Below are 22,859 nucleotides of genomic sequence, written 5' to 3' on the forward strand. Positions count from 1 at the left end.
CACGTAATGTTTGAAACGCTTTTTATTATGGGGTTTATGTTAATCCAAAGGTTCATGTTTTATATAATGAGTGGATGCATGAGGAATATCTTTATACGAAATTTCATCGAAATCAACTAATGCCTCATCATCAAACGTGATAGTCAGTATTTCCGTATTTTTGTTTTTTACAGGCATAAACCATTTTAATGTAATATCATTTATTTCTTCCACGTTCTGAATTTCCTTCAGTAAGTTATAGCTGTCTTTCAGCAATGTAGTTTCACTAAGAAATTCTGATGCCTGCAGGGAAACAACCACATTTTGCTTCTCATCAACCGGTATAATTTCGATATTAAGCATTATATTTTCGACAAATTGTTTCAACACAATTTCAGTCAACAGTAGCATAGTATGCGTCTTTAATTGTTCCTGAGTCATCGATGCCTTTGCTTCAAGTATCGTTTCTTCCTGATCGGAATTCTTCATTTTAATAATATATTGTACTGAAACGGCGCAAACAAAAATAAGTAAGGCGATTAACATAAATTTCAGTAATTTATTTAAAATAAGGATAACCTCCTATGAATGTAGCGTAATAATCACTATTATATAGTGATTATGCCACAAAAAAATACTAAAAAGGACTGTCAATTGTGACAGTCCTTTTAAAAATTAAGTATTTTGTTCTTCATTAGGAAGTGTAGCAACAAATTCGTCAAAGTATAAAAATGATTCATCCTCAAGTTGTTTAACTTTCTGTTCGTTTAATCCAATAGATAATGGCCCGGAGAAAATCTCGCCCCACCAAGTTTCAGTAATAATCATTTTATATAGCCTCCTTGTACGATTGTTTTACATTGCTTATTATGTTCGATTATTTATTTAGTTATGAAATTCCCATATGCCTTTATTTATAAACATTTCTTTAAAAATTAAGACAATTTAATCATGAACCCCCCTTTTTTTAGCAGGATATTTTTTAAACTTTGCAGTAGTTATTACTATAGTTAATATGTGTGAACAGCTATAATTTATGCATACATTTCTCTTCATTCGAAAAAAATGATCATCTTTTTTAGCCGTTCATGAATGAAGCTGAATTTCTGTACAGATCACGGATATTAATGGTAGGAAGGATGAAAAAAATGAATTTTACTGCAAATGATGTTGAACAAATGATTGAAAGTCAACGTGCTTTTTATTTTACGGGCGCTACAAAAGATGTGGAATTTCGTAAAGAACAGCTCGTAAAATTAAAGGAAACGATAAAGAAATATGAAGAACAAGTAATAGAAGCTCTAGCTTTGGATTTAAGGAAAAGCGAGTTTGAAGCATTCACAACTGAAATCGGTATTGTTTATGATAGTATTTCCTATTTTTTAAAAAATATAAATAGCTGGATGGAACCGCAGCTTGTCAAAACTCCGCTCCATTTCCAGCCTGCAAAAAGCTATGTTGTACGTGAACCGTATGGAGTGGCATTAATCATCGGACCGTTCAACTATCCATTCCAATTGATTATGGAGCCATTAATCGGGGCAATTATCGGAGGGAATACGGCGATTGTAAAACCATCAGAATCTGCCGAAAATACAGCTTTTATCGTGAAAAAAATTCTTGAAGAAGTCTTCCCGTCTGAATATGTGCGTGTTGTAGAAGGGGAAAAGGATGAAGTGACGGCATTGATTCACGCATCTTTTGATTATATTTTCTTTACAGGAAGTGTGGCAGTTGGGAAGGTTGTGGCAAAAGCTGCAGCAGAACGTCTTACACCAATTGCATTGGAATTGGGCGGTAAGAGTCCGGCAATTGTCGATCAGACCGCAAACCTGGATATAGCGGCAAAACGGATTGCGTGGGGGAAATTCAATAATACAGGACAAACATGTGTGGCGCCTGATTATGTTCTTGTCCATTCAAGCGTTGCGAAAAAGTTTTCGCGTCTCCTTAAAAAAGCAATCAAAGAATTTTACGGTGATGATCCTCAGCAAAGTCCGGATTACGGGCGTATTATTAATGAACGCCAATTCGACCGTCTGCAGACGATTTTAGATAACGAACGCGATACTGTTGCATTTGGAGGACGTACAGACCGAGAAGATTTGTATATGGAACCGACAGTGCTGGAAAATATCACATGGGATCGACCTTCCATGGAAGATGAACTGTTTGGCCCGATTTTACCGGTCATGACATATGAAAATTTACCAAAAGCGATTCATGAAATCCGCCAGTTGCCAAAACCATTAAGTGCTTATTTGTTCTCGGAAAATGAAAAAGCGATCACCTACTTTTTAGAAGAGCTTCCGTTTGGCGGGGGATGTATAAATGATGTTATTACACATGTCGGCAATACTCATTTACCGTTTGGCGGAGTAGGGCCTTCAGGAGTAAAAGCATATCACGGGAAGGCAAGCTTCGAAAACTTCACACACCCGAAATCGATTATGCACCGTTCAAATAAACTGGCAAATAGTTTGCTATACCCACCATATAAACAAAAAGTAAAACTTGTTCGAACAATTATGAAATAAGAAAAAAGAAGGCTTTCCCGAAAGTGAACTCAGGAAAGCCTTCTTCTATTATTCTGTCATTATCGGGAATGTTAATAATATTTCAGTCCCGACATGCTGCTTGCTTTTAATTTGGATGGACCCTTGATGATCTTGTACAATTTTATTAATAATCATCATGCCAAGCCCTGTTCCATTTGTTTTCGTCGTATAGAAAGGTTCAAACATCCGATCAAGTACATTTTGCGGAATACCGCATCCAGTATCAATAATTTGGATATAAATTTCCTTCTCATCTTTACTTTTGCATACTTGCAATGTAATGGAACCATCTTCATTAATCGCTTCAATCGCATTTTTAAATAAATTTATAAATACTTGCTTCAATTGATTTTTATTTCCTAAAATTGTAATATTTAAAAATTCATTAATAATTTTCAAGGAAATCGCTTTTGACTGGAACTCATATTGAAGAAACTGGACGACTTCCGATAAAGCTTCCGCCAAATTAATTGGGGCATACTGGTTTGCTTGAGGTTTAGATAATACAAGAAACTCCGATAAAATTAATTCGATTCGCTCTGTTTCATTTTGAATGAGCTTTGTATACTCGTAGTAAGGAGAATCCTTATCCTCGTTCATCATTTGAACATAGCCGGAAATGACGGTCATCGGATTGCGGATTTCATGAGCAACCCCGGCGGCAAGCTCTCCGACAAGCTTTAACTTTTCCGACTGCAAAATAAGATTTTCGTTTTCTTTAATATAGGAAATATCCCGCGAAATGACAGACGATCCGATAATCTCACCATGCGGACTCAAAATAGGCGACAATGAAATTTGTGCATCAAAAAAAGTACCGTCTTTTCTCATATCGGTTGTTTCATGCAGATGATATTTCTTACCGAGCATCAGATCTACTTTTCTTTGCTTTGAATCTTCCTCATTTTCCGGGGGAATCAATGGTAAAACACGTCCTAACGCTTCCTCCTTAGACCAGCCATACAATTTTTCGAATGCAGGATTGACCGCTATGACACGGTCCTCCAGATCAAATACGGCAATTGCATCATTTGCCTGTTCAAAAAACAGGTTTAAATAGGCGTGTTTGGAATTCAAGTAGTTTTCACGATCAATCGCATTTTTCTCCCGTTTCATCCAGATATGCTTAATGAAAAAGCTTTGACCAGTACTAACAATACAAATTACGATTAAAAAGCTGAAAAACAGGAAATGATCCTGAGAATTAAATAATGAGAATGAGAAAAATGATAGCTTATATAAAATATAAATCTCCAAAAGTATTAATAATATATTAATAGCCAAGATTAATGATGAACGGTAAATAGTTAAAATTGCGATAATATAAACAAATGCATAAAAGGTAATAATACTGACACTTTGAAAGTTAAAAAGAAATGCAAGTAAATGCCAACAGACGATTATAATTATTTGAAGATTTTTTGGCGGCAATTTAACATAATATAACGCAACGAGCAGAAGACTGCTTGCAACACATACAATCAGAAAAGCATGATGATGCTTCAAAAGCTGTGAAGTAATTACAACAGCAAATACAATAGCGGAAAAAATATAGCTGATTATCATAAGCAAATTTCGCTTATTCAAAATTTCTTGTTGCTGCATAAAACACCTCGGATAAGTAATATTAACTATAATGATACAGTAATTCATGATGTCGATAAATGACGAATTTTGATATGATAGATATATCGTATAAATAAATTAAATAAGTGAACCAATCGGAATTTTTATTTTGATATAATTTAAGTTCTTAATTTCAGTGTATGGAGTCAATAATACGAAAAACGAACTTATTATTATATGTCCAAAGTCCTTATATTGCAAACATGTTTATTTTATACGGTAACATTACAGATGATGAAAAGCGTGGAAATTTCAATCTATGCACAGTATGATGATTAGTACATAGAAGAAAATTATCATTCGCAATTATATTGCAAGTGTGGGGGAAAGAATTATGTATGCAGAAGAACTTTTAAGTACACTGATGCAAAAAAAAGTTGTAGGTCAATTACCGAAACTGATTACCGATATTGCGATTGACTCGCGCAGTGTACAGCCAAACAGTTTATTTATTTGTATAAAAGGTTTTACGGTGGACGGGCATGATTACGCCCAAAAGGCAGTTGATGCTGGTGCAACTGTAATTGTTACTGAACGTCCATTACAGTTAGATGGAGAAATTGCACAAGTAATCGTAAAAAATACGACACGTACACTTGGCATTTTAGCAGCAAAGTTTTTTGATTATCCATCGAAGGATATAATGATGATCGGGGTAACAGGTACAAACGGGAAAACAAGTGTGTCTGGTATTATCCACAATATATTAATCGGACTTGGCGAAAAATCGGCATTGTCAGGAACAATCGGTTTCAATCTAAATGGAGTGCTATATGAATCGGCCAATACGACGAGCGATTCATTGAATACACAGCAGATGATTTTCCGCGCGAAAAGCGAAGGCTGCCGTGCAATGGTGATGGAAGTTTCTTCACACGGTTTAGCATTAGGCCGCTTAGCCGGTGTCGACTATGATGTAGCGGTATTTACGAATTTAACGCATGATCATTTAGATTTCCATGGTACGATGGAAAACTATGGCAACACGAAAGGTTTGCTGTTTTCTCAGTTAGGACAAGACTTGGAAAAAAATAAACATGTCGTTTTAAATGCAGATGATCCATGGTCTGAGCGCTATGCGGAAATGACACCATTCCCGATTTGGACTTACGGTTTGCATAATAAGGCGATTTTCCGTGCAGTGAACTGCAGTTATGGAAATGGAATGACGCAATTCGATATGGAAACGCCGGAGGGAACTTTCCCTGTTTCAATGCATTTACTAGGCGAGTTTAATATTTATAATGTACTTGCAGCAACAGCCGTGTTCTATGCTCGCGGTTTCCCGATTGATGTCATTATCGAACAAATTGAAATGCTGCCTCCGGTAAAAGGACGTATGGAGAAAGTGGATTCGGATTTACCGATTCAAATGTTCATCGACTATGCACATACGCCTGATGCGATTGAAAAAGCGATCAATGCGGCAATGCCATATAAAAAACCGGAAAATAAATTGATTTTCCTTGTTGGTACAGGTGGCGGACGCGATAAATCAAAACGTCCGACAATGGCGGAAAAAGCATCTGTTGCAGATTATGTAATTCTGACGACGGATGATCCGCGCTATGAGGAATTCGACAGTATTACAGGTGATTTGGCAAAAGGTATGAAACATAAAAACTATGCCTGTATCGGTGACCGTGCGGAAGCCGTTAGACATGCAGTAAGTGTAGCAAATCCTGGTGATATTATTATTTTCGCAGGTAAAGGTCATGAGGACTACCAAATTATCGAAAATACGAAATATCCGCATAGTGATGCGAAAATTGCGATTGAAGCTGGAAAGTTAAAATTTGTATAGATTATGCTATAATTTTTTCAAATCCACCGTGTTAACGTAATGGCGTTAGCGGTGGATTTTTTTGGAGGTGACAAAAATGATCCATTCATTTTTACTTAGTATGATGGCATATTGCACTGTGAGCTTCCCGGTTTATTGCATATTGCGGATGTTCTATATGAAAAATAAACCAAGAAATACGAGGCGCGAATTGTTGATGCTCGTATTCTTCTTTTACAGCGTCAGTATTTTTTCTCAAACGATTATCCCAAACTTCCAAATCTCGAATGCACAGATCATTTTTGATACTTCGACCGCATATGTGCGCAGCAATTTCACCCCATTACAAACAATTATGCTGTATTATGACCAATTGAATGGACCGTTGGCAAATATCGCATTTTATAATCTGGCAGGCAATATTGTTCTGTTTATTCCTTTTGGCTTTTTTATTCCGCTGTTGTGGAAAAAATTCAGAGGATGGCGCATCATGCATATCGTTGCATTTACGATTCCGTTATTTATTGAAGGGACACAATATTTTATTGGTCGTAGTATCGATGTCGATGATGTATTATTAAATGCAATCGCCATTGTAATCGGCTTTATGCTCTTCAAAATATTCCGTAGATTACGTAAAATGAGCACATCAAAGTAAAAAAGGTTGTAACAAATGACTGTTGTCTTTTAAAATAAGAAAGTATGAAAAAAGGAGACGAAATTAATGACTTTAGAACAAGATATATTATCGCGTCGTACATTCGCCATCATCAGTCACCCGGATGCTGGTAAAACGACGATTACAGAAAAATTACTATTATTCGGTGGAGCGATTCGTGACGCAGGAACAGTAAAAGGAAAGAAGTCAGGAAAGTTTGCGACATCTGACTGGATGGAAATCGAGAAACAACGTGGAATCTCGGTTACTTCTTCTGTTATGCAATTCGATTATTCAGGCTGCCGTGTAAACATTCTAGATACACCCGGACACCAAGACTTCTCGGAAGATACGTACCGTACGTTAATGGCTGTAGACTCGGCTGTCATGGTAGTGGATGCAGCTAAAGGGATTGAGGCCCAAACATTAAAGCTATTCAAAGTTTGTAAGATGCGCGGTATCCCGATTTTTACATTTATCAACAAATTGGACCGTCAAGGGAAAGAGCCGTTGGAGCTTATTGAAGAATTGGAAGAAGTGCTTGGCATTAATGCATACCCAATGAATTGGCCGATCGGTATGGGTAAAGAATTCCTGGGAATTTACGACCGTTACAACAAACGTATCGAACAGTTCCGTGTAGAAGAAGGCGACCGCTACTTGCCGCTTGATGAAGAAGGGCATTTAGCTGTTGATAACGATATGAAAAAAACATCGTACTATTCACAGGCTATCGACGATATCGAACTTCTGAATGAAGCTGGAAATGAGTATTCGGAAGATAAAATCGCACGTGGTGAATTGACACCGGTATTCTTCGGTTCGGCATTAACAAACTTCGGTGTTCAAACTTTCCTTGATACGTATCTGAAATTTGCACCGATTCCTCAGCCTCGAATTACGGAAGATGAGCAATTTATCGATCCTGTAGATTATGGCGAGTTTTCTGGTTTCATTTTTAAGATTCAAGCGAATATGAACCCTGCACACCGCGACCGTATCGCATTCGTGCGTATCGTATCGGGTAAATTTGAGCGTGGTATGAACATGACACTTTCGCGTACAGGCAAATCTTTCAAAGTAACACAGTCAACACAATTCCTTGCAGATGATCGTGAAACAGTAAATGAAGCAGTTGCCGGTGATATTATCGGTCTTTATGATACAGGTACGTATCAAATTGGAGATACAGTAGTCGGCGGCAAAAAAACATTCAACTTTGAAAAATTACCTCAGTTCACACCTGAAATTTTCATGAAAGTTTCGGCGAAAAACGTAATGAAAGGGAAGCAATTCCAAAAAGGTGTTCTGCAATTAGTTCAAGAGGGCGCAATTCAATATTTCAAAACAATGCATACGGAAGAAGTAATTCTTGGTGCGGTTGGTCAATTACAGTTTGAAGTATTCCAGCATCGAATGATTAACGAATACAATGTCGAAGTAATTATGCAGCCGATCGGCAGTAAGATTGCACGCTGGATTGAAAACGAAGAAGATGTGAAAGATTCTATGCATTCACAACGTTCAATGCTTGTTAAAGACCGTTTCGACAACAGAGTATTCTTATTTGAAAACGAATTTGCGATGCGCTGGTTCTCTGAGAAAAACGAAAACATTCAGTTATACAGCTTGTTATAATCTGAGTTTTATTTGCCCCGGTGATTTTCTTTTAAAGAAAATTACCGGGGTTTTTACGTTTGAGAGAACCTGAAAATTTATTGGAAGATTCGGGCTGAAATGTAGAAATTAAAAAGGGGAAAGTTGAATGTTTTGCGGTGAAAGTGGAAATATTCATCTGGAAAGTGGAACAAAAGCATGAAAAATGAGAACTGAGCCCGGATCTCCTCCATGGCATCAGCTCTCTGCCATCCACTCAATTTCCCGTATCTATACGGTAAGACCGGTCAAATTTATACTTGCCGTCCTCATATGTCCGCTCAAGAAAATCAATTTCTCCATTATTGTGAAAAACAATGGCGGTCGAGCAGCGCGTGCCGTAATTAGGAAGTTTTACAAATTGAGCGGATAAGGACCTTTCCAGATGGATACCTACACCAGTATTTGGCAATACTTCATCTTGTGCGATATCATCATTGGCCAATAGCGAAATTAAGGTATTCATTTCGATTGTTTCTTTATCGACTGTATTTTCCAGTACAGATTTCGCCGTATTTACTTTTGGCCATGGTGTATTTAATGTAGCGTTACTTACACCATGAATTCCACTGTCAACAATGTGGTGTTCATCATAAATATTGTTGTAATGATGCATGTCTTCGCCGTCATAAAGCAAAACATTGAAGCCGCCGTACGAATCTCTTTTCGAACGCAGTGACTGAATAAAAGAATCTGTCGATTCTGTAGAAGTTAAAAACAACCGTACAATTTCACCACGCGACAATTGGCCGGTTTCAGGAAGGCGCGGATCACGGTAATTTGTGATGGCAGCAAAACGACCGCTTTTCGACAGCCCCATCCAGCTGCCTTGCTGACGTAAATCACGCCCCGCCAATATATCAGGATCATCTTCCCAAAAATGGGCAGCCGCTGTCGGACGATCATAAAATTCGTCACGATTTGCAACGATGATGAGCGGATATAAAGGATGAACTTTATAGGAAAATGCAATTAAACACATAAATAAACCCCCGTAGCTTCTGTAGTAGGCAAGGCCATCCAGCCAAATAAAATAATTCACTGGAACTGTAAGTGAATATCTAAAGCGTTAAAACAATGCCTGCCTTGTATGATTTTTTGTAACATTTTGCTGTAATGACGTAAGTTTTGTCCAATGATAAAAGGGAAAAAGATAGCTCTACCCGAATTTTAATTAATATAAAGACAAATTGAAAGGACTTTCCATCGATGAATATAAGCAAGTTTTCTATAAAGCGCCCGGTTTTTACAATTGTTTCGATGATTTTCGTGCTAATACTCGGCGCAGTTTCATTATTTAAAATACCTATTACGTTAATACCTGATTTAAATCCGCCGATTGGGGTTGTTGTGACAAGCTATCCGGGAGCAAGTCCAATAGAAGTAAACGAAAAAGTAACAAAGCCGCTTGAAGCCTCCCTGGCGACTTTACCGGGGATTAAACGAGTGCAGTCGACATCGTTGGAAAGCTCGAATCTCATTATTTTGGAATTTGATTGGTCAACGAAGATGGATGATGTCCAAACGGATATTTTACAGCGTATTGATCTTGTCCCACTTCCTGAAGATGCGGGAAGACCGAGCTTTTTGAAGTTTGACCCTTCGCAGTTTCCGATTATTCAATTGGCGCTGTCAGCAGAAAGTGAAGAAGTCGATATTAGACAAATCGCCGAATCACTTGAGCAGGAGCTGCAACGGACTGAAGGGGTGGCTAGTGTAACCGTCTCCGGTGAAATAGTGGAAGAAGTACAGATTGAGCTTGATGCGCAGAAGCTAGAGCAAAATAATTTAACGCAAAATGATGTGATGCAAATTATTCAGGCGAGTAATATTTCAATGCCAGGTGCAGAGCTAAGTACAAATGAAAATCAGTTGTTAACGACCCGGGTAGTAAGCCTGTTTACAAGTCCTGAAGAAATAGCGGATGTTGTGCTTTCGGTCAATCCATTAACAGGTGAAGCAATAAAAGTTCAGGATATAGCAAACGTAGAACGAAAAGAGCAGGAAACGAATACGATTACAAGGGCTAATGACCGGCAGGCTGTACTCATCTCGGTTTTGCAGGAGTCAGGAGCAAATACTGCAAATGTTTCTGAAACTTTTCAGAAGGAGCTTGGCCAATTGTTGGGTGAGCCTCAATACGAAGGAATCGAAGCGACTATTTTATTTGACCAGGGGGATTATGTACGTTTAGCGATCGGTAATATTAGCTCTTCGCTTATTTTTGGCGGACTGTTTGCGATGCTTGTACTATTCGTCTTTTTATCCGGAATAAAAAGTCCGCTAATTATTGGTATCGCGATTCCTTATTCAGTCATCGTAACGTTTGTGCTTATGTTTTTTGCGGACTTCTCTTTAAATATTATGACACTCGGTGCCCTTGCACTTGGAATCGGGATGCTTGTGGATAATGCCATTGTCGTAATAGAAAATATTGAACGCCATTTAGAGCTCGGGGAGCATCCGAAAGAGGCGGCAGTCAATGGGGCAAAGGAAGTGGCTTTAGCGATTACCGCTTCTACTGTTACGACGATTGCGGTTTTTGTGCCGGTCATTTTTATAAGCGGGTTAATCGGACAAATATTTGTAGAGTTTGCATTAACGATTTCGTTTAGTCTGATTGCTTCTCTATTTGTGGCATTAACAGTTGTTCCGATGCTGGCCAGCCGCTTTTTACGAACTAAGCCGGCAACTGTAGTAAAGAAGCGTCATGAATCATGGCTGTATCGTAATTATATGAAAGCATTAAAATGGAGTTTAAAGAGACGGGGTCTGATTTTAACAATTACAATCGTCTTGGTAGGGATATCCGGATTCACATTATATAAAACAGGTACTGAGTTTTTGCCGCCGACAGATGAAGGCTTTGTATCGTTGTCTGTCGAGCTGCCAAACGATGCGACAGTAGAAAAAACAGAACAAATTGTTTCAAAAATCGAGGAGATGGCGAAGGGGTATGATGAAGTTGATGTAGTGGTCAGTTTAATTGGAGGAAATCAGCAATCTTTATCACGGGGCACTAGTGAACAAAATGAAGGGGAGATCTCAGTCAAGCTCGTTGAATTATCGGAAAGAGATCGTTCCATTTTTGAGTTTGTCGAGCAATTTGAAAAACAAGTACAGCAGGAAATCGGAGAGCGTGCGGAAGTGACGTTTTCACTGTCATCTTCTTCCGGATCAACACCGAATTCCTTAACATTCCGTGTGACAGACAGCGATGAATCCCAGCTGAAAGAAACGGTCGCTTCCATCCAGCAACGTGTTGCAAAGATTGATTCGGTTGTTGAAGTAACGACAGATTTGGATGAAGTGAAAGAGGAAATTCAAATTGAAGTAAATCGTGATGATGCACTCCAATATGGACTAATGCCTGCACAAATCGCACAAACCGTCAATATGATGACACGAGGCGCATTTACAACGCAGATAATCGCCGAAGATGGTGAAGTACTCGGTGTATACACAGGTTTCGGGAAAGCGTACCGTGAAGATGTGGAAGCACTTAAAACGATGAAGCTTCGAACAAATGCCGGGGTATTTGTCGAACTGCAGCAGCTGGCATCTGTTGAAATAAAAGAAACCCAAACGGCGATTCGGAGATCGGATCAGGCATCGGCCGTTGCGGTATTTGTAAAATATAATACGTCCGAATCCCTTAGCGGTATTTCAAAGAAAGTTGATGACGCCGTTGACGAAGTGGGCATTCCTGCAACATCAAAAGTTGTTTTTGGCGGTGACCGTGAACTGTTCGATAGTGCAAAACAAGATATGATTTTAGCCATTCTGCTGGCGGTCATTTTAATTTATCTAGTAATGGGCGCTCAATTCGAATCATTTAAGCTGCCGTTTGTTATGATGTTCAGTGTTCCGTTAATGGTTATCGGTGTCGCTGTTTCATTGTTCATAACAAATACACTGCTTGGTGTCACAGCCATTATCGGAATCCTTATATTAGTGGGGATTGTGGTGAATAACGGCATTGTTCTCATTGACTATATCAATCAAAAACGACAGCTCGGATTAAATATAAACGATGCTATTATTACCGGGGCACAGGACCGGATGAGACCGATATTAATGACGGCTTTGACGACTATTTTAGGGTTGGTACCATTAGCGTTAGGAATTGGCGAAGGGACAGAAATGAATCAGCCAATGGCGGTTGTCGTTATTGGGGGACTGATCAGTTCAACAATTTTAACATTATTTATCGTACCGATCATATACAGTATGATTGAAAAAGAAGCAAAACAATAGTTCAGAAAAAAGTATTTAAAGATCGTTTTGTAAAGTTTTGATGAAATTTAGAAGAATGGTTTGATTTTTCGTGATGTTATCGGTAAAATAGCAGTATAATAATTGAATTGAATATCCAATTGACATTTGTCAAAGGGGAGTAGCTATAAGAGATTTATGCAGCAGCCTGTCTTACTAGATAAGCGCTATATATAAATGTACTTATTTCACATTCGTCATTACATGGTTAGGAGCCATCGGGTGTGATAGCATTATGTGCTTAGCAAGACCTTTGCCTATATTACATAGGCAGAGGTCTTTTCTTTTTTGGCCAAAAAGGGTATTTTTTCAAATTTACATTATTAACACCTAATTTATTGGGTACAAGTAAATAATAAGGAGGAGAAATTTCATGGAAGCAATTTTATTAGAATACGCATGGGTCTTACTTGTATTAGTATTCCTTGAAGGGCTGTTAGCTGCAGATAATGCAGTTGTAATGGCAGTAATGGTTAAACATTTACCAAAAGAACAACAGAAAAAGGCATTATTTTACGGATTGTTCGGTGCATTCGTATTCCGTTTCATCGCACTGTTCCTTATTACGTTCTTAGCGAAATACTGGGAAATTCAAGCGCTTGGTGCGGCTTATCTATTATTCATATCCATAAAACATCTATACGATAATCACTTTAAAAAGCAGGATGAGGAGTCGGAAATCAAAGAAGGTAAAGGTTCTGGTTTCTGGATGACGGTATTAAAAGTAGAGCTTGCGGATATTGCGTTTGCGATTGACTCGATGCTTGCAGCAGTAGCTATTGCAATGACTTTACCGCATATTAGTGATTACCATATTGGCGGAATTAATGCCGGTCCATTCGCTGTTATGTTCCTTGGTGGCTTTATTGGGCTTGTCATTATGCGTTTTGCGGCACAAATGTTTGTCAAGCTGTTAAACGACTATCCGACATTGGAAACTGCGGCATTTTTAATTGTAGGTTGGGTAGGTGTCAAATTGGCTGTATTGGCATTAGGACATGAGAACCTGGCTATTATCGATCCTCACTTCCCACACTCGACATTATGGAAAAGCATCTTCTGGGTGGTGCTCCTTGGACTTGCAGTGGGCGGCTATTTAGTAAGTGTGTACAAAAACAAAAAAGCAAAAGCAGAATAATAAATGATTTAGGAGATACTTCAACTATTAGAAGTATCTTCTTTTCATTTTTCATGATATTCATTATACTAGAAAAAATGTAATAAATTATCGGAGGCCATTATATGCCTTTTAAAAAGTTCGAAGAGCGGAAAATCACGCCTTTCCAAATTTTAATCACTTATTATTCTGTAGCCATTTTAATTGCGTTTCTATTGCTGCGTCTTCCGGGAGTACATCTGGAAGGCGTACACGTATCATTTTTAGATAGTCTGTTTACAGCAGTTAGTGCAGTCAGTGTAACAGGCTTAACGACTGTTACTGTTGCAGAAACCTACAGCAGCTTTGGACTTGCAATGATTTTGCTGATCCTGCAATTCGGTGCGATCGGAATTATGTCCATCGGTACGTTTTTATGGCTGTTGTTTGGTAAGAAAATCGGTATGCGTGAACGTCAGCTCATTATGATTGACCATAATCAGTATAATTTATCGGGTGTCGTTGCATTGATTCGTCAAATTGCCAAGCTGCTGTTTATGATTGAATTTACCGGTGCCTTCATATTAACGGTTCACTTTAAGCGTTATTTTGCAACATGGGAAGAGGCGGCGATCAATGGATTGTTTGCAGCCATTTCATCGACAACAAACGGAGGCTTTGATATTACGGGAATGAGTCTGGAACCATTCCACCATGATTATTTCATCCAATTTGTCTGTATGATTCTAATTTTCCTTGGAGCAATCGGTTTTCCTGTATTAATTGAAGTGAAGGCCTATTTAACGAAAAAGGATCCGGCATTTCGCTTCAGCTTATTTACAAAGGTTACGACGTTTACGTATGTTGCTTTATTTATTTTCGGTTCAGTTGTTATTTTTATAATCGAGTCGTTCCAGTCATTTAAAGGAATGCGATGGCATGAGGCGGTATTTACAGCCATGTTTCAATCGGTTTCCACCAGATCGGCCGGTTTGACGACCTTTGACGTAACATCGTTTAATGAGGCGACACAGCTCTTTATGAGTGCGCTGATGTTTATCGGGGCGTCACCAAGTTCTGTGGGGGGCGGAATCCGCACAACGACATTTGCAATTGTCATTTTATTTTTAATCGCATTTTCCCGCGGGCAGTCGGAAATTCAAATCTTTAACCGGGAAATTCATGTAATCGATGTTTTCCGCTCGTTTGCGGTGCTGATCTTTGCGATTATTATGGTGCTCGGCGCTGCGATGATATTGTTCATTACAGAATCCCGCGCAACGATGATGGAAGTCATATTTGAAATCACTTCAGCGTTCGGAACCTGCGGGATGTCGCTTGGCATAACAGGGGACTTAACGGCATTCGGGAAAATGGTCATTATGGTGCTCATGTTTGTAGGGCGTGTAGGGCTCATTTCTTTCCTGTATTCAATCGGAGGGTCTGCCCAGAAGAAGAAGTACCATTTCCCGAAGGAAAGAATCATTATCGGGTAAGCAGCTTAAAACAATACGTAAAAACGTCCATTTCCTTTTGAGGGAATGGGCGTTCTTTAATTGTGGAAGCACAGTTATTTTTCATGCAATGTGAGAATCATCAGCCTGTAAATGGTAAACACTCCGATATATGCACCGGAAATCAAAAAGAGTTCATTTAAAAATAAACCGTGGATTTTTGTCATAAATACAGCATCGTCAATAATGATCTGATAAATGGAAGTGGATGCGATACTGCCGAAAATGATGACAAAAATAACAGCGAATATATTGAAAATAATGGCAGACTTACTGATTTTCTTTCTTATAACAACCATAATAAGCGGAACAATAATGCTGGAAATAACTAAAAATATTTTCAAAAATAGCACTCCTTTCTTCTTATTTGAATTATGCCCTCTTTTTTGGGGTATAAAACGAGTAGGCTGGCTGCAGCTCTGCTTAACCATATCGGCAGAATAGATAATGGCCGAATGGTTAATTTATAAAATGGAGGTGATATATATGGAGAAAAACAAAGGGAATGACCGTCAAAATATGAAAGAAGAGGTTGGACCAGAATTAAATCCGGATGATTTGGATCTTCGTGAAGACAATGATTTGACAGAAGAACAATCTAAAAACAGTCCGGAAAAAAAACAAACGGATTCTAAGTCGAATAATAAATAAGTTTACAGTTCATAAAAAAGATATCGGAACATAGGTCTTAATTAAGAAACCGTATATTTTAACGTTCAGCAAAAAAAAAGAGGCCGGGACATAAGTAGAATAACCGTTAAATAAGAGGAAAGACATTATTAAAAAACGGATATTTAAAAAATTGATTGGAATGCAGGGCGACTCCTGCGGGAATAGCGTGACGCCTGAGACTACAGGCTCAGGCCACGCCCGCGGAAAGCGTCCCGGAATGGAAATCAATTTTAACGTTCAGCAAAAAAACACTATTTTTCTCTGAGAGAAAAATAGTGTTTTTGGGTTATGTCCCGGCCACTTTTTGGGGTTAGGTCTCAGCCACTTTTGAATTAATTGAATGTGCTGAAATAAGGCTGTTGTCCATTGCGGAAGTATGTGAATAAATAGCCTGTTTTCTTTTGTGGTGCACCGACTTCGTAATTTTGTAAATCGACGTGGAACGGAATAATTAATGAATGCTTGAATAATTCGCGTTCTGTAATCTGCATTGCTGCAAATTCCTCGCCTACAAGAGAAGGGTTTTCTTTAATACGTGCGTAGACATCTTTCATCTCAACTTCAGAAAGACGGTCATTCCACCAAAGTTTACGCGGCTGGAACTGCTGACCTTGCAGGAAGTCATATTTCATCAAGCTTGTTATCACTTCCAGGTCGGCATGCTCGACCGTTTGAAGGAACTCGAGTAAACGGCGGAATAAATCTTCTAGCTGATGTCCGATACGTGACCAGCCTTTTGTTTCCCAGTATGTGCCGAAGCTTTGGAAAAAGTCGAATGGCGTTTCAAATACTTTTGTTACTAAATATTCAATTGTATTGTCCATACGATGTGCATTCCAATACTTTTCCAATACGTCTTCCGCGTGTTTAATACGGACAATATCATCAAAAGTTAATACATTATTTGAGAATATTTCATATGGCGAAATATCAACATATGTGTAGCCGTACTTTTCGGCTTCCAATCGTAAGCCTGTCCCGCGCAGCAGTTTCAGAAAGCCAAGCTGCAGCTCTTCCGGGCGCATTGCAAACACATCATTAAATGTTTTACGGAATGACGTATAATCCTCTTCAGGCAATCCGGCAATTAAATCAAGATGCTGATCGATTTTGCCGCCTTCTTTTACCATCGTGACAGTACGAGTAAGCTTCTCGAAGTTTTGACGACGTTTTACAAGGTCGTTCGTTAAGTCATTAGTAGACTGGACACCGATTTCAAAACGGAACAGACCTTTCGGAGCATTGTCATTTAAAAACTGGATGACTTCAGGGCGCATAATGTCTGCCGTAATTTCGAACTGGAATACGACACCCGGCTGATGTTCATCAATTAAAAACTGGAACATTTCCATCGCATAACTGCGGCTTATATTAAAGGTACGGTCTACGAATTTAATCGTTTTTGCCCCGTTATCCATTAAGTAGCGAATATCTTCTTTAATCTTCTCACGGTTGAAATAACGAACCCCTACTTCAATAGAAGATAAACAGAATTGACAGCTGAAAGGACAGCCGCGGCTCGTTTCAATATATTGAATCCGTTTACCTACGTGAGGCAGGTCTTCTTCAAATCGGAAAGGGGAAGCAATCTCCCGCAAATCGATTTTAGGTGGCTGTGCATGGATTTTTAATTTGCCTTCTTCTAAATAGCAAATACCAGGCACTTTTTCGAGTGGAATTTCACCATTGAAGTGACGAAGCATTTCTTTAAATGAAACTTCACCCTCACCCATAATGATGAAATCAATTTCCTCATGTTTGCGTATCCATTCATGGACATCATAGGAAACTTCAGGACCGCCCAATACAATCTTGACATGGGGCAATACCGTTTTTAGCATACGAATTACCGCAATCGTCTCATTGATATTCCAAATATAACAGCTGAATCCGACAACATCCGGTTTCTTTTGGAAAATGTCGGATACGATGTTGAAAGCCGGGTCTTTAATAGTATATTCAGCAAGCTCACAGTCGAATTCAGGCTGTGCTGCTGCTTTTAAATAGCGAATCGCTAAATTAGTATGAATATATTTTGCATTGAGTGTACTTAATATAGTTTTCATAATTTTATTCTCCTCTTCATAAAGTCTATTGTAGCAGTGTAAACAGATACAAACAATATGGGAGAATGTACCCATTTTATTCCAAAAAGTAATATGAAATAATATACGGTAAGTATACAATTCTGAAAATTCTATAATATCCAAAATTGGGGGGTAATATGTGAAGTGGAAGGCCAATTGAATTATATGTTAGAAGAGCTTTTTCAACAATCCAATGAACAAATCATTATATTGAACCGCCAAGGTAAAATTGAATTCATGAATAGTAAGGCGGACGAAATATTGCAATCAGTTCACCTACCCAAGTGCTTTTGGGAAAGTGCGGATAAACTTAGTGGTGAGTGGGATCGATTTATAAGTTCTGTAAATGAAAATTCAACATCTACTGCTACTTTCACATTAATAAATAAATATCAACAAAAAATACCGGTTCAAGTATGGGGTCATTATCTGGAGCATAAACAACTGGTCTTTATTAGAATCCTGGTAAATCCTTCTAATGTCATTTCATTTGAAGAAAATAACAAAACACTTCTGTTCCAGAATTTAATAGATGGAATGGCACAAGGTGTTATATTGACGATGTTGAACGGAAAGATTATATCGGGTAATGCAATGGCATTACATTTACTTGGTCGTAAAGCAGCTCAAATAGAAAATAGAAGCTACGATTATTTATTTGAAGATTGCCAGTATGATTCCCAAGTCATCACTCAATATTATAAAAAGATTTCAAACAGGGAAATGGCCAGTATTTTTGTTATGAGAAAAACAGAAGATGGAAATACAGTCTATTTAAACTTTATTAGCAAAGTTGATGAAAATTTAGGGATATTAGTTACAACGATTATTGATCAAACAGAAGAAATGATGCTGTTGAAAAGAATCGAACATCAGCAGTCTTTATCGTTTATTGGTCAAAATATCGCATCGATTGCTCATGAAATACGCAATCCTATGACATCGATCCAAGGTTTTATTCAAATGATTAAAAGCAGCTTGGATGAACAGGAACATCCTTATTTTAAAATTCTGGAGTCTGAATTGAAGCGTATGGATGATTTACTTGGCGATCTACTGAACATTTCAAAACCGAAGAAACAAGTATTTCAGATGATTGATATGAAGGAAGTTGTAGACCAGGCAATTCAGCGTATGCAACCTATGGCAATGAAAACAAATGCTACGATTTTGTTTGAGTATGATGAAAATGTAGAATACAAAATTAATGGTGACCATAACCGTCTGATACAAATGATCATTAACTTGCTGAAAAATGCTATCGAAGCTATGGATACGAATAATTACATTGTTGTACGTTTACTTTACCGGGGCAAAAATACGCTGCAGCTTTCTGTTCAGGATAGTGGTAAAGGGATGAATGCGGTCGATATAGAAAACGCATTAAACCCTTTTTATACGACAAAGGAAACAGGATCCGGACTGGGATTAATGCTTGTACAATCTGTCGTTAAAGAACATAATGGGACTCTTCGTATTGAAAGTGAGCAAGGTGAAGGATCTAAGTTTTTAATAGATTTTGATTTACGGAATGAAATTGAATATTTAAATTCTTCTCCTTCTTTTTCAATGAGAGTAGCTAGAATGGCGGCCATTTCGAAGTGATTTTGACAAAACTTCCAATCCATCGCTATAATATGTACATCTTCACTAAGCAGGTTTAGTAAACACTAGCTGGAATCTGGGGAATTCAGTGTAAGAGCACCGCTGCCATGCAGCAGTAATGACTGATTACCAATTTCATGGTGGCCAGGTATCTTGCAGGTATCACAGATTATTGAAGGGAATTTAACGAGGAAGTTAGCCAGGTGTCAGGGACTACAGCTGACAGTCCCAACTTGAGGGGCTCCTTAAATTCTATGCAATTGCGCACAGTGTAATTGATTATTTAAAATAGAGGATGGTTTTTATGGCTTCAGAGGAAGTAAAGCAATCGTTAAAATTATTTATCGTTTTATCAAGAGCTCATAAAGCGATAAGTGAAGCTACGAATCAATTTATACAAGCAAATGGTTTGAATCCTACAGAATTCGCAGTTTTAGAACTTTTATATCATAAAGGTCGCCAGCCGCTGCAGCAGATCGGAAACAAAATTTTGTTGGCGAGCGGATCAATTACTTATGTAGTTGACAAGTTGGAAAAACGGAATTTTTTAGCGCGTGTATCGTGTCCAACCGATCGTCGTGTCACATACGCGGAAATTACTGACCTCGGTTCCGAGTTTATGGACAAACTTTTTCCTGAACATGAACAGAATATTCATGAACTTTTAGGGGCACTAACAGTTGAAGAAAAACAGACAACGATAGAGTTACTAAAAAAATTAGGATTATCTATTAAAGATTTATCCTATTAAGCAAAAAAGGGGACACCCAATTTCGGGTGTCCTTTTTTTATTGCTTATTGAATTGTTAAGCCCATTTGTAAAAAGGCGTCTGTTAAGTCAGCTTGGACATTATCGTAAATTGTCAATGTAACAAACAGGTTTTCACGTTCAATTACAACTTTTACAACCTTTTCATCCTCTAATAGAGCCTCATAGCCAACGATATTCAAAATTTCCTCACGCTCTTCCAAAGTTGAAGCTAAATCCAGATCTTTCGTAGTTTCAGGTGCAATGGCAGCAATTGTTTCTTTTGCAGATTCCTTTAACTGATCAAAAGTTACATCTTCTTTTTTTACAACTTCAATCTGCATTGATGTAGCTTCATCAGCATTATTTAATAAACTGTCGACACCCGGTTCTTCTGAAGTAAGTGTATAGTTTTCCAAATGCTGAATCGTATAATTCATTTCATCACTTGTAGAAGTTACCACATTTTCTTCAAACGTCTGACCATTTGAAATGTATGTCAGTGCAGTAGTAGTGTCACCTTTATCTTCTTGTTCAGCTTTTGTTTCCTCTGATGGCTCAGCAGCTTCTTCGTTTTGTTCTGAAGAAGTTTCATCCGATTCGCTTGTCTCATTCGTCTCGTTTGTCTCTTGCTGTTCTTCGTTTTGTACTTGTTCAGTTTCAGTAGGTTCTTCTTTTGCTGCATTTGTTGCTGTAGGCTCGTCTGTATCCGTATTACAAGCTGCCAAAAATGCAGATAACATTACTACGGCGCCTATTTGGTAAATTGATTTCTTCATATGGATCCCCCTTTTACTTGTATAGACGGAATTTAGAAAGATAAGTTTCTGCTTTAATTGTATCAGAATAATGGTAAAACTAAAAATAATAGTAAAACAAAGACAATATGGGTAACGATGATTAACGGTAAACTTTTTTTCCATTCATATAACGCTCCCCAAAGAATACCGGCGATAATTGCTGCAAGAGCACCCGGCAGGAACCCGCTTATGGCTAGAGATAGCGAAAATAGTATAGAAGTGATTGCGACAGCCCAGAAAGGCGTTGTGAATTGTTTTAACTGTTGCTGAACATAGCCCCGCCAAAACATTTCTTCTCCTACAGCTACAATAAAAATGAGCATTAAATAATGGAAAATATTTTGAGGACCATATACATCCAAAAATTTCGTTATATCTTTTGCTGCGTTTTTATCGAGATAAGGCATTATCATGTAACCGAGTTTTACAATACCATACGTAATTGTCCCGTATCCAATACCGTAAATCAAATACTGCCACGTTGGGATACGGTCTTCAAATTTGCCTGCTACTAGGCTGATTGCAATTCCAACTAGTAAGGTAAAGGCATATAAATACCAGAAAATCGATTTTTCATAAAATGTAAAAAACATCATGCTGAAAATAAAAACTAATGCCAGAAGGAGTGTAATGATTTGTTTTCTGTTTTTCAATAGCTAAACCTCCCCTTACGTATCGTAACAAAAATTACCCTTTTTATCATCATAACAATGTTAAAAAGGGTAATTTGCATTAAATTATTCGTTATTAGCTAATATTTTATACCGTTTGTGATTAACAACTGTCTTTTCTTCCATTTCTAAATCATGAAAATTATCCATAATCGTTATATCAACGATAACAGAATTCTCATTCACTTTTTCAACGACTCCTTTTAAGCCGTCTTTAAACTCGATTATACTTCCAACTTCCGCAATTTTCATACACAGTCAGTCCCTTCATCGACTACTAATTAACAGTTTGCTTGAAATTATACTACAAAATTCAATTAGTTTGAATAATTTTATTAATTTACTAGGGTTTATTTGGAATATATTTTCGATTGAGAGTTTGATATATTGGATTTATACATATAAAAAATGGAAAAGAGGGATTCATATGACAGACTATAAAAAGGTTTTGGAGCAATTGCGCAACGGTGAATTACAGTCAGTAATAATTAAAAAAGAAGAATTTCTACAGTTTCGGGAACACCTGATTAAAGATGAACAATTTAAAAACTTCCGTGGTGAAGCCAAACAGGGCGGGGATGTTGTTTATACATTTTCGGAAAATTCAAGAGCATAATAATTGTCGAATTTTGAATAATGATTTTTTTGTAAGAAGATTACAAAATGGGTATAATAATGATAATTGCCTAAAAAAGGAGGAAGCGAATTGGGTAGACCTATCTCGAATGAGGCGCTACTACTGGAAATTGAAGAAAAGCGTAAACAAATGATTCAATCAGGTCTGGAAAATGGTTTGCGAAGTGACAAAACACTCGAGCTAAGCGTCCAAGTTGACAATCTTATGAATGCTTTCATTCAATCAAGAAATGCCCATCTGTTCTATAAACATTAAATAATAAAAAAATTATAAATTTTATGTTTAAAACAGTGTTGAGAAGGGAAGAGTAATTTTGAACACAGCAACATTCTCATTTCCCCCTTTAGAGTAGAAGCGGACCAACGCTACTGCTCTCTTTTTTTATATATGCTCGAAATTTCGATTTATTCATCCAATTCCCCCTAAAACTATTTACAAAATTTACTGATAGACAAACCTCTTCTATAAATTTATCCTGACTGGTAATGTTGAAT

Annotated in this window: 21 protein-coding genes; 12 read left to right on the top strand and 9 right to left on the bottom strand. The window is 37.8% G+C overall.

What is annotated here, in order from left to right:
• Positions 1–39: 39 nt before the first annotated feature.
• Positions 40–468, bottom strand: coding sequence for a hypothetical protein (locus MKX73_RS11015; protein ID WP_340717469.1), 429 nt, complete (start codon positions 466–468; stop codon positions 40–42).
• 186 nt (positions 469–654) lie between these two features.
• Entirely contained in the window at positions 655–807 is a 153-nt protein-coding gene (locus tag MKX73_RS11020) for a hypothetical protein (protein WP_340717470.1), read from the bottom strand.
• Between the two features lie 320 nt (positions 808–1,127).
• On the opposite strand from MKX73_RS11020, the gene MKX73_RS11025 reads away from it, so the two are divergent.
• Positions 1,128–2,516: an aldehyde dehydrogenase gene (locus MKX73_RS11025; RefSeq protein ID WP_340717471.1), complete on the top strand. Its 1,389-nt coding sequence runs from the start codon at positions 1,128–1,130 to the stop codon at positions 2,514–2,516.
• A 48-nt stretch (positions 2,517–2,564) separates the two neighbouring features.
• Here MKX73_RS11025 and MKX73_RS11030 read toward each other — a convergent pair whose 3' ends face one another.
• The gene (locus tag MKX73_RS11030; protein WP_340717472.1) at positions 2,565–4,142 is read right to left on the bottom strand and encodes a two-component system sensor histidine kinase NtrB; all 1,578 of its coding nucleotides are present in this window, start codon (positions 4,140–4,142) and stop codon (positions 2,565–2,567) included.
• Between the two features lie 355 nt (positions 4,143–4,497).
• Between MKX73_RS11030 and MKX73_RS11035 the strand changes: the two genes are divergently transcribed.
• From MKX73_RS11035 to MKX73_RS11045, 3 genes are all read left to right on the top strand, one after another.
• The gene (locus MKX73_RS11035; RefSeq protein ID WP_340717473.1) at positions 4,498–5,967 is read left to right on the top strand and encodes a UDP-N-acetylmuramoyl-L-alanyl-D-glutamate--2,6-diaminopimelate ligase; all 1,470 of its coding nucleotides are present in this window, start codon (positions 4,498–4,500) and stop codon (positions 5,965–5,967) included.
• 76 nt (positions 5,968–6,043) lie between these two features.
• Complete coding sequence (locus MKX73_RS11040) at positions 6,044–6,604, top strand: VanZ family protein (protein ID WP_340717474.1); 561 nt, start codon at positions 6,044–6,046, stop codon at positions 6,602–6,604.
• Positions 6,605–6,670: 66 nt separating this feature from the next.
• Complete coding sequence (locus MKX73_RS11045; protein ID WP_340717475.1) at positions 6,671–8,242, top strand: peptide chain release factor 3; 1,572 nt, start codon at positions 6,671–6,673, stop codon at positions 8,240–8,242.
• Between the two features lie 235 nt (positions 8,243–8,477).
• Here the strand turns inward: MKX73_RS11045 and MKX73_RS11050 are convergent, their stop codons facing one another.
• Entirely contained in the window at positions 8,478–9,242 is a 765-nt protein-coding gene (locus MKX73_RS11050) for an NRDE family protein (protein WP_340717476.1), read from the bottom strand.
• A gap of 227 nt (positions 9,243–9,469) precedes the next feature.
• Here MKX73_RS11050 and MKX73_RS11055 point away from each other — a divergent pair, with 227 nt between their 5' ends.
• The 3 genes from MKX73_RS11055 to MKX73_RS11065 all read left to right on the top strand — a co-directional run bounded on the left by MKX73_RS11055 (position 9,470) and on the right by MKX73_RS11065 (position 15,127).
• A complete protein-coding gene (locus tag MKX73_RS11055) occupies positions 9,470–12,517 on the top strand; it encodes an efflux RND transporter permease subunit (RefSeq protein WP_340717477.1) in 3,048 nt (1,015 codons plus the stop codon).
• Between the two features lie 391 nt (positions 12,518–12,908).
• Complete coding sequence (locus tag MKX73_RS11060) at positions 12,909–13,673, top strand: TerC family protein (RefSeq protein WP_340717478.1); 765 nt, start codon at positions 12,909–12,911, stop codon at positions 13,671–13,673.
• Positions 13,674–13,777: 104 nt separating this feature from the next.
• Positions 13,778–15,127 (top strand): TrkH family potassium uptake protein, encoded by a 1,350-nt coding sequence (locus MKX73_RS11065; RefSeq protein WP_340717479.1) that lies wholly within the window; start codon positions 13,778–13,780, stop codon positions 15,125–15,127.
• A gap of 74 nt (positions 15,128–15,201) precedes the next feature.
• Here MKX73_RS11065 and MKX73_RS11070 read toward each other — a convergent pair whose 3' ends face one another.
• The gene (locus MKX73_RS11070) at positions 15,202–15,489 is read right to left on the bottom strand and encodes a transposase (protein ID WP_340717480.1); all 288 of its coding nucleotides are present in this window, start codon (positions 15,487–15,489) and stop codon (positions 15,202–15,204) included.
• Positions 15,490–15,631: 142 nt separating this feature from the next.
• On the opposite strand from MKX73_RS11070, the gene MKX73_RS11075 reads away from it, so the two are divergent.
• Positions 15,632–15,796 carry a hypothetical protein gene (locus MKX73_RS11075; RefSeq protein ID WP_340717481.1) on the top strand — a complete coding sequence of 55 codons (165 nt, stop codon included), beginning with the start codon at positions 15,632–15,634 and terminating at the stop codon, positions 15,794–15,796.
• Between the two features lie 353 nt (positions 15,797–16,149).
• Here MKX73_RS11075 and MKX73_RS11080 read toward each other — a convergent pair whose 3' ends face one another.
• Complete coding sequence (locus MKX73_RS11080; RefSeq protein WP_340717482.1) at positions 16,150–17,883, bottom strand: B12-binding domain-containing radical SAM protein; 1,734 nt, start codon at positions 17,881–17,883, stop codon at positions 16,150–16,152.
• A 186-nt stretch (positions 17,884–18,069) separates the two neighbouring features.
• Between MKX73_RS11080 and MKX73_RS11085 the strand changes: the two genes are divergently transcribed.
• Both MKX73_RS11085 and MKX73_RS11090 read left to right on the top strand, forming a co-directional pair.
• The gene (locus tag MKX73_RS11085; protein WP_340718889.1) at positions 18,070–19,509 is read left to right on the top strand and encodes an ATP-binding protein; all 1,440 of its coding nucleotides are present in this window, start codon (positions 18,070–18,072) and stop codon (positions 19,507–19,509) included.
• A 304-nt stretch (positions 19,510–19,813) separates the two neighbouring features.
• Positions 19,814–20,260 (top strand): MarR family winged helix-turn-helix transcriptional regulator, encoded by a 447-nt coding sequence (locus tag MKX73_RS11090; protein WP_340717483.1) that lies wholly within the window; start codon positions 19,814–19,816, stop codon positions 20,258–20,260.
• A gap of 44 nt (positions 20,261–20,304) precedes the next feature.
• Here MKX73_RS11090 and MKX73_RS11095 read toward each other — a convergent pair whose 3' ends face one another.
• The 3 genes from MKX73_RS11095 to MKX73_RS11105 form a co-directional block, all read right to left on the bottom strand.
• Positions 20,305–21,036, bottom strand: a complete 732-nt coding sequence (locus tag MKX73_RS11095; protein WP_340717484.1) for a chemotaxis protein — start codon at positions 21,034–21,036, stop codon at positions 20,305–20,307.
• A gap of 62 nt (positions 21,037–21,098) precedes the next feature.
• Complete coding sequence (locus MKX73_RS11100; RefSeq protein ID WP_340717485.1) at positions 21,099–21,710, bottom strand: CPBP family intramembrane glutamic endopeptidase; 612 nt, start codon at positions 21,708–21,710, stop codon at positions 21,099–21,101.
• 84 nt (positions 21,711–21,794) lie between these two features.
• A complete protein-coding gene (locus MKX73_RS11105) occupies positions 21,795–21,980 on the bottom strand; it encodes a YkvS family protein (protein ID WP_340717486.1) in 186 nt (61 codons plus the stop codon).
• A 175-nt stretch (positions 21,981–22,155) separates the two neighbouring features.
• Between MKX73_RS11105 and MKX73_RS11110 the strand changes: the two genes are divergently transcribed.
• Positions 22,156–22,344, top strand: coding sequence for a hypothetical protein (locus tag MKX73_RS11110; protein ID WP_340717487.1), 189 nt, complete (start codon positions 22,156–22,158; stop codon positions 22,342–22,344).
• Between the two features lie 90 nt (positions 22,345–22,434).
• Positions 22,435–22,620, top strand: a complete 186-nt coding sequence (locus MKX73_RS11115) for an aspartyl-phosphate phosphatase Spo0E family protein (RefSeq protein WP_340717488.1) — start codon at positions 22,435–22,437, stop codon at positions 22,618–22,620.
• Positions 22,621–22,859: the final 239 nt, after the last annotated feature.

The organism is Solibacillus sp. FSL W7-1436, from assembly GCF_038007305.1.
Classification (GTDB): Bacteria; Bacillota; Bacilli; order Bacillales_A; family Planococcaceae; genus Solibacillus.

What these genes read in the sequence shown, in the direction of transcription:
- MKX73_RS11015 (WP_340717469.1), bottom strand. Translation starts at nt 468, where the DNA reads ATGAAGAATTCCGATCAGGAAGAAACGATACTTGAAGCAAAGGCATCG.
- MKX73_RS11020 (WP_340717470.1), bottom strand. Translation starts at nt 807, where the DNA reads ATGATTATTACTGAAACTTGGTGGGGCGAGATTTTCTCCGGGCCATTA.
- MKX73_RS11025 (WP_340717471.1), top strand. Translation starts at nt 1,128, where the DNA reads ATGAATTTTACTGCAAATGATGTTGAACAAATGATTGAAAGTCAACGT.
- MKX73_RS11030 (WP_340717472.1), bottom strand. Translation starts at nt 4,142, where the DNA reads ATGCAGCAACAAGAAATTTTGAATAAGCGAAATTTGCTTATGATAATC.
- MKX73_RS11035 (WP_340717473.1), top strand. Translation starts at nt 4,498, where the DNA reads ATGTATGCAGAAGAACTTTTAAGTACACTGATGCAAAAAAAAGTTGTA.
- MKX73_RS11040 (WP_340717474.1), top strand. Translation starts at nt 6,044, where the DNA reads ATGATCCATTCATTTTTACTTAGTATGATGGCATATTGCACTGTGAGC.
- MKX73_RS11045 (WP_340717475.1), top strand. Translation starts at nt 6,671, where the DNA reads ATGACTTTAGAACAAGATATATTATCGCGTCGTACATTCGCCATCATC.
- MKX73_RS11050 (WP_340717476.1), bottom strand. Translation starts at nt 9,242, where the DNA reads ATGTGTTTAATTGCATTTTCCTATAAAGTTCATCCTTTATATCCGCTC.
- MKX73_RS11055 (WP_340717477.1), top strand. Translation starts at nt 9,470, where the DNA reads ATGAATATAAGCAAGTTTTCTATAAAGCGCCCGGTTTTTACAATTGTT.
- MKX73_RS11060 (WP_340717478.1), top strand. Translation starts at nt 12,909, where the DNA reads ATGGAAGCAATTTTATTAGAATACGCATGGGTCTTACTTGTATTAGTA.
- MKX73_RS11065 (WP_340717479.1), top strand. Translation starts at nt 13,778, where the DNA reads ATGCCTTTTAAAAAGTTCGAAGAGCGGAAAATCACGCCTTTCCAAATT.
- MKX73_RS11075 (WP_340717481.1), top strand. Translation starts at nt 15,632, where the DNA reads ATGGAGAAAAACAAAGGGAATGACCGTCAAAATATGAAAGAAGAGGTT.
- MKX73_RS11080 (WP_340717482.1), bottom strand. Translation starts at nt 17,883, where the DNA reads ATGAAAACTATATTAAGTACACTCAATGCAAAATATATTCATACTAAT.
- MKX73_RS11085 (WP_340718889.1), top strand. Translation starts at nt 18,070, where the DNA reads ATGTTAGAAGAGCTTTTTCAACAATCCAATGAACAAATCATTATATTG.
- MKX73_RS11090 (WP_340717483.1), top strand. Translation starts at nt 19,814, where the DNA reads ATGGCTTCAGAGGAAGTAAAGCAATCGTTAAAATTATTTATCGTTTTA.
- MKX73_RS11095 (WP_340717484.1), bottom strand. Translation starts at nt 21,036, where the DNA reads ATGAAGAAATCAATTTACCAAATAGGCGCCGTAGTAATGTTATCTGCA.
- MKX73_RS11105 (WP_340717486.1), bottom strand. Translation starts at nt 21,980, where the DNA reads ATGAAAATTGCGGAAGTTGGAAGTATAATCGAGTTTAAAGACGGCTTA.
- MKX73_RS11110 (WP_340717487.1), top strand. Translation starts at nt 22,156, where the DNA reads ATGACAGACTATAAAAAGGTTTTGGAGCAATTGCGCAACGGTGAATTA.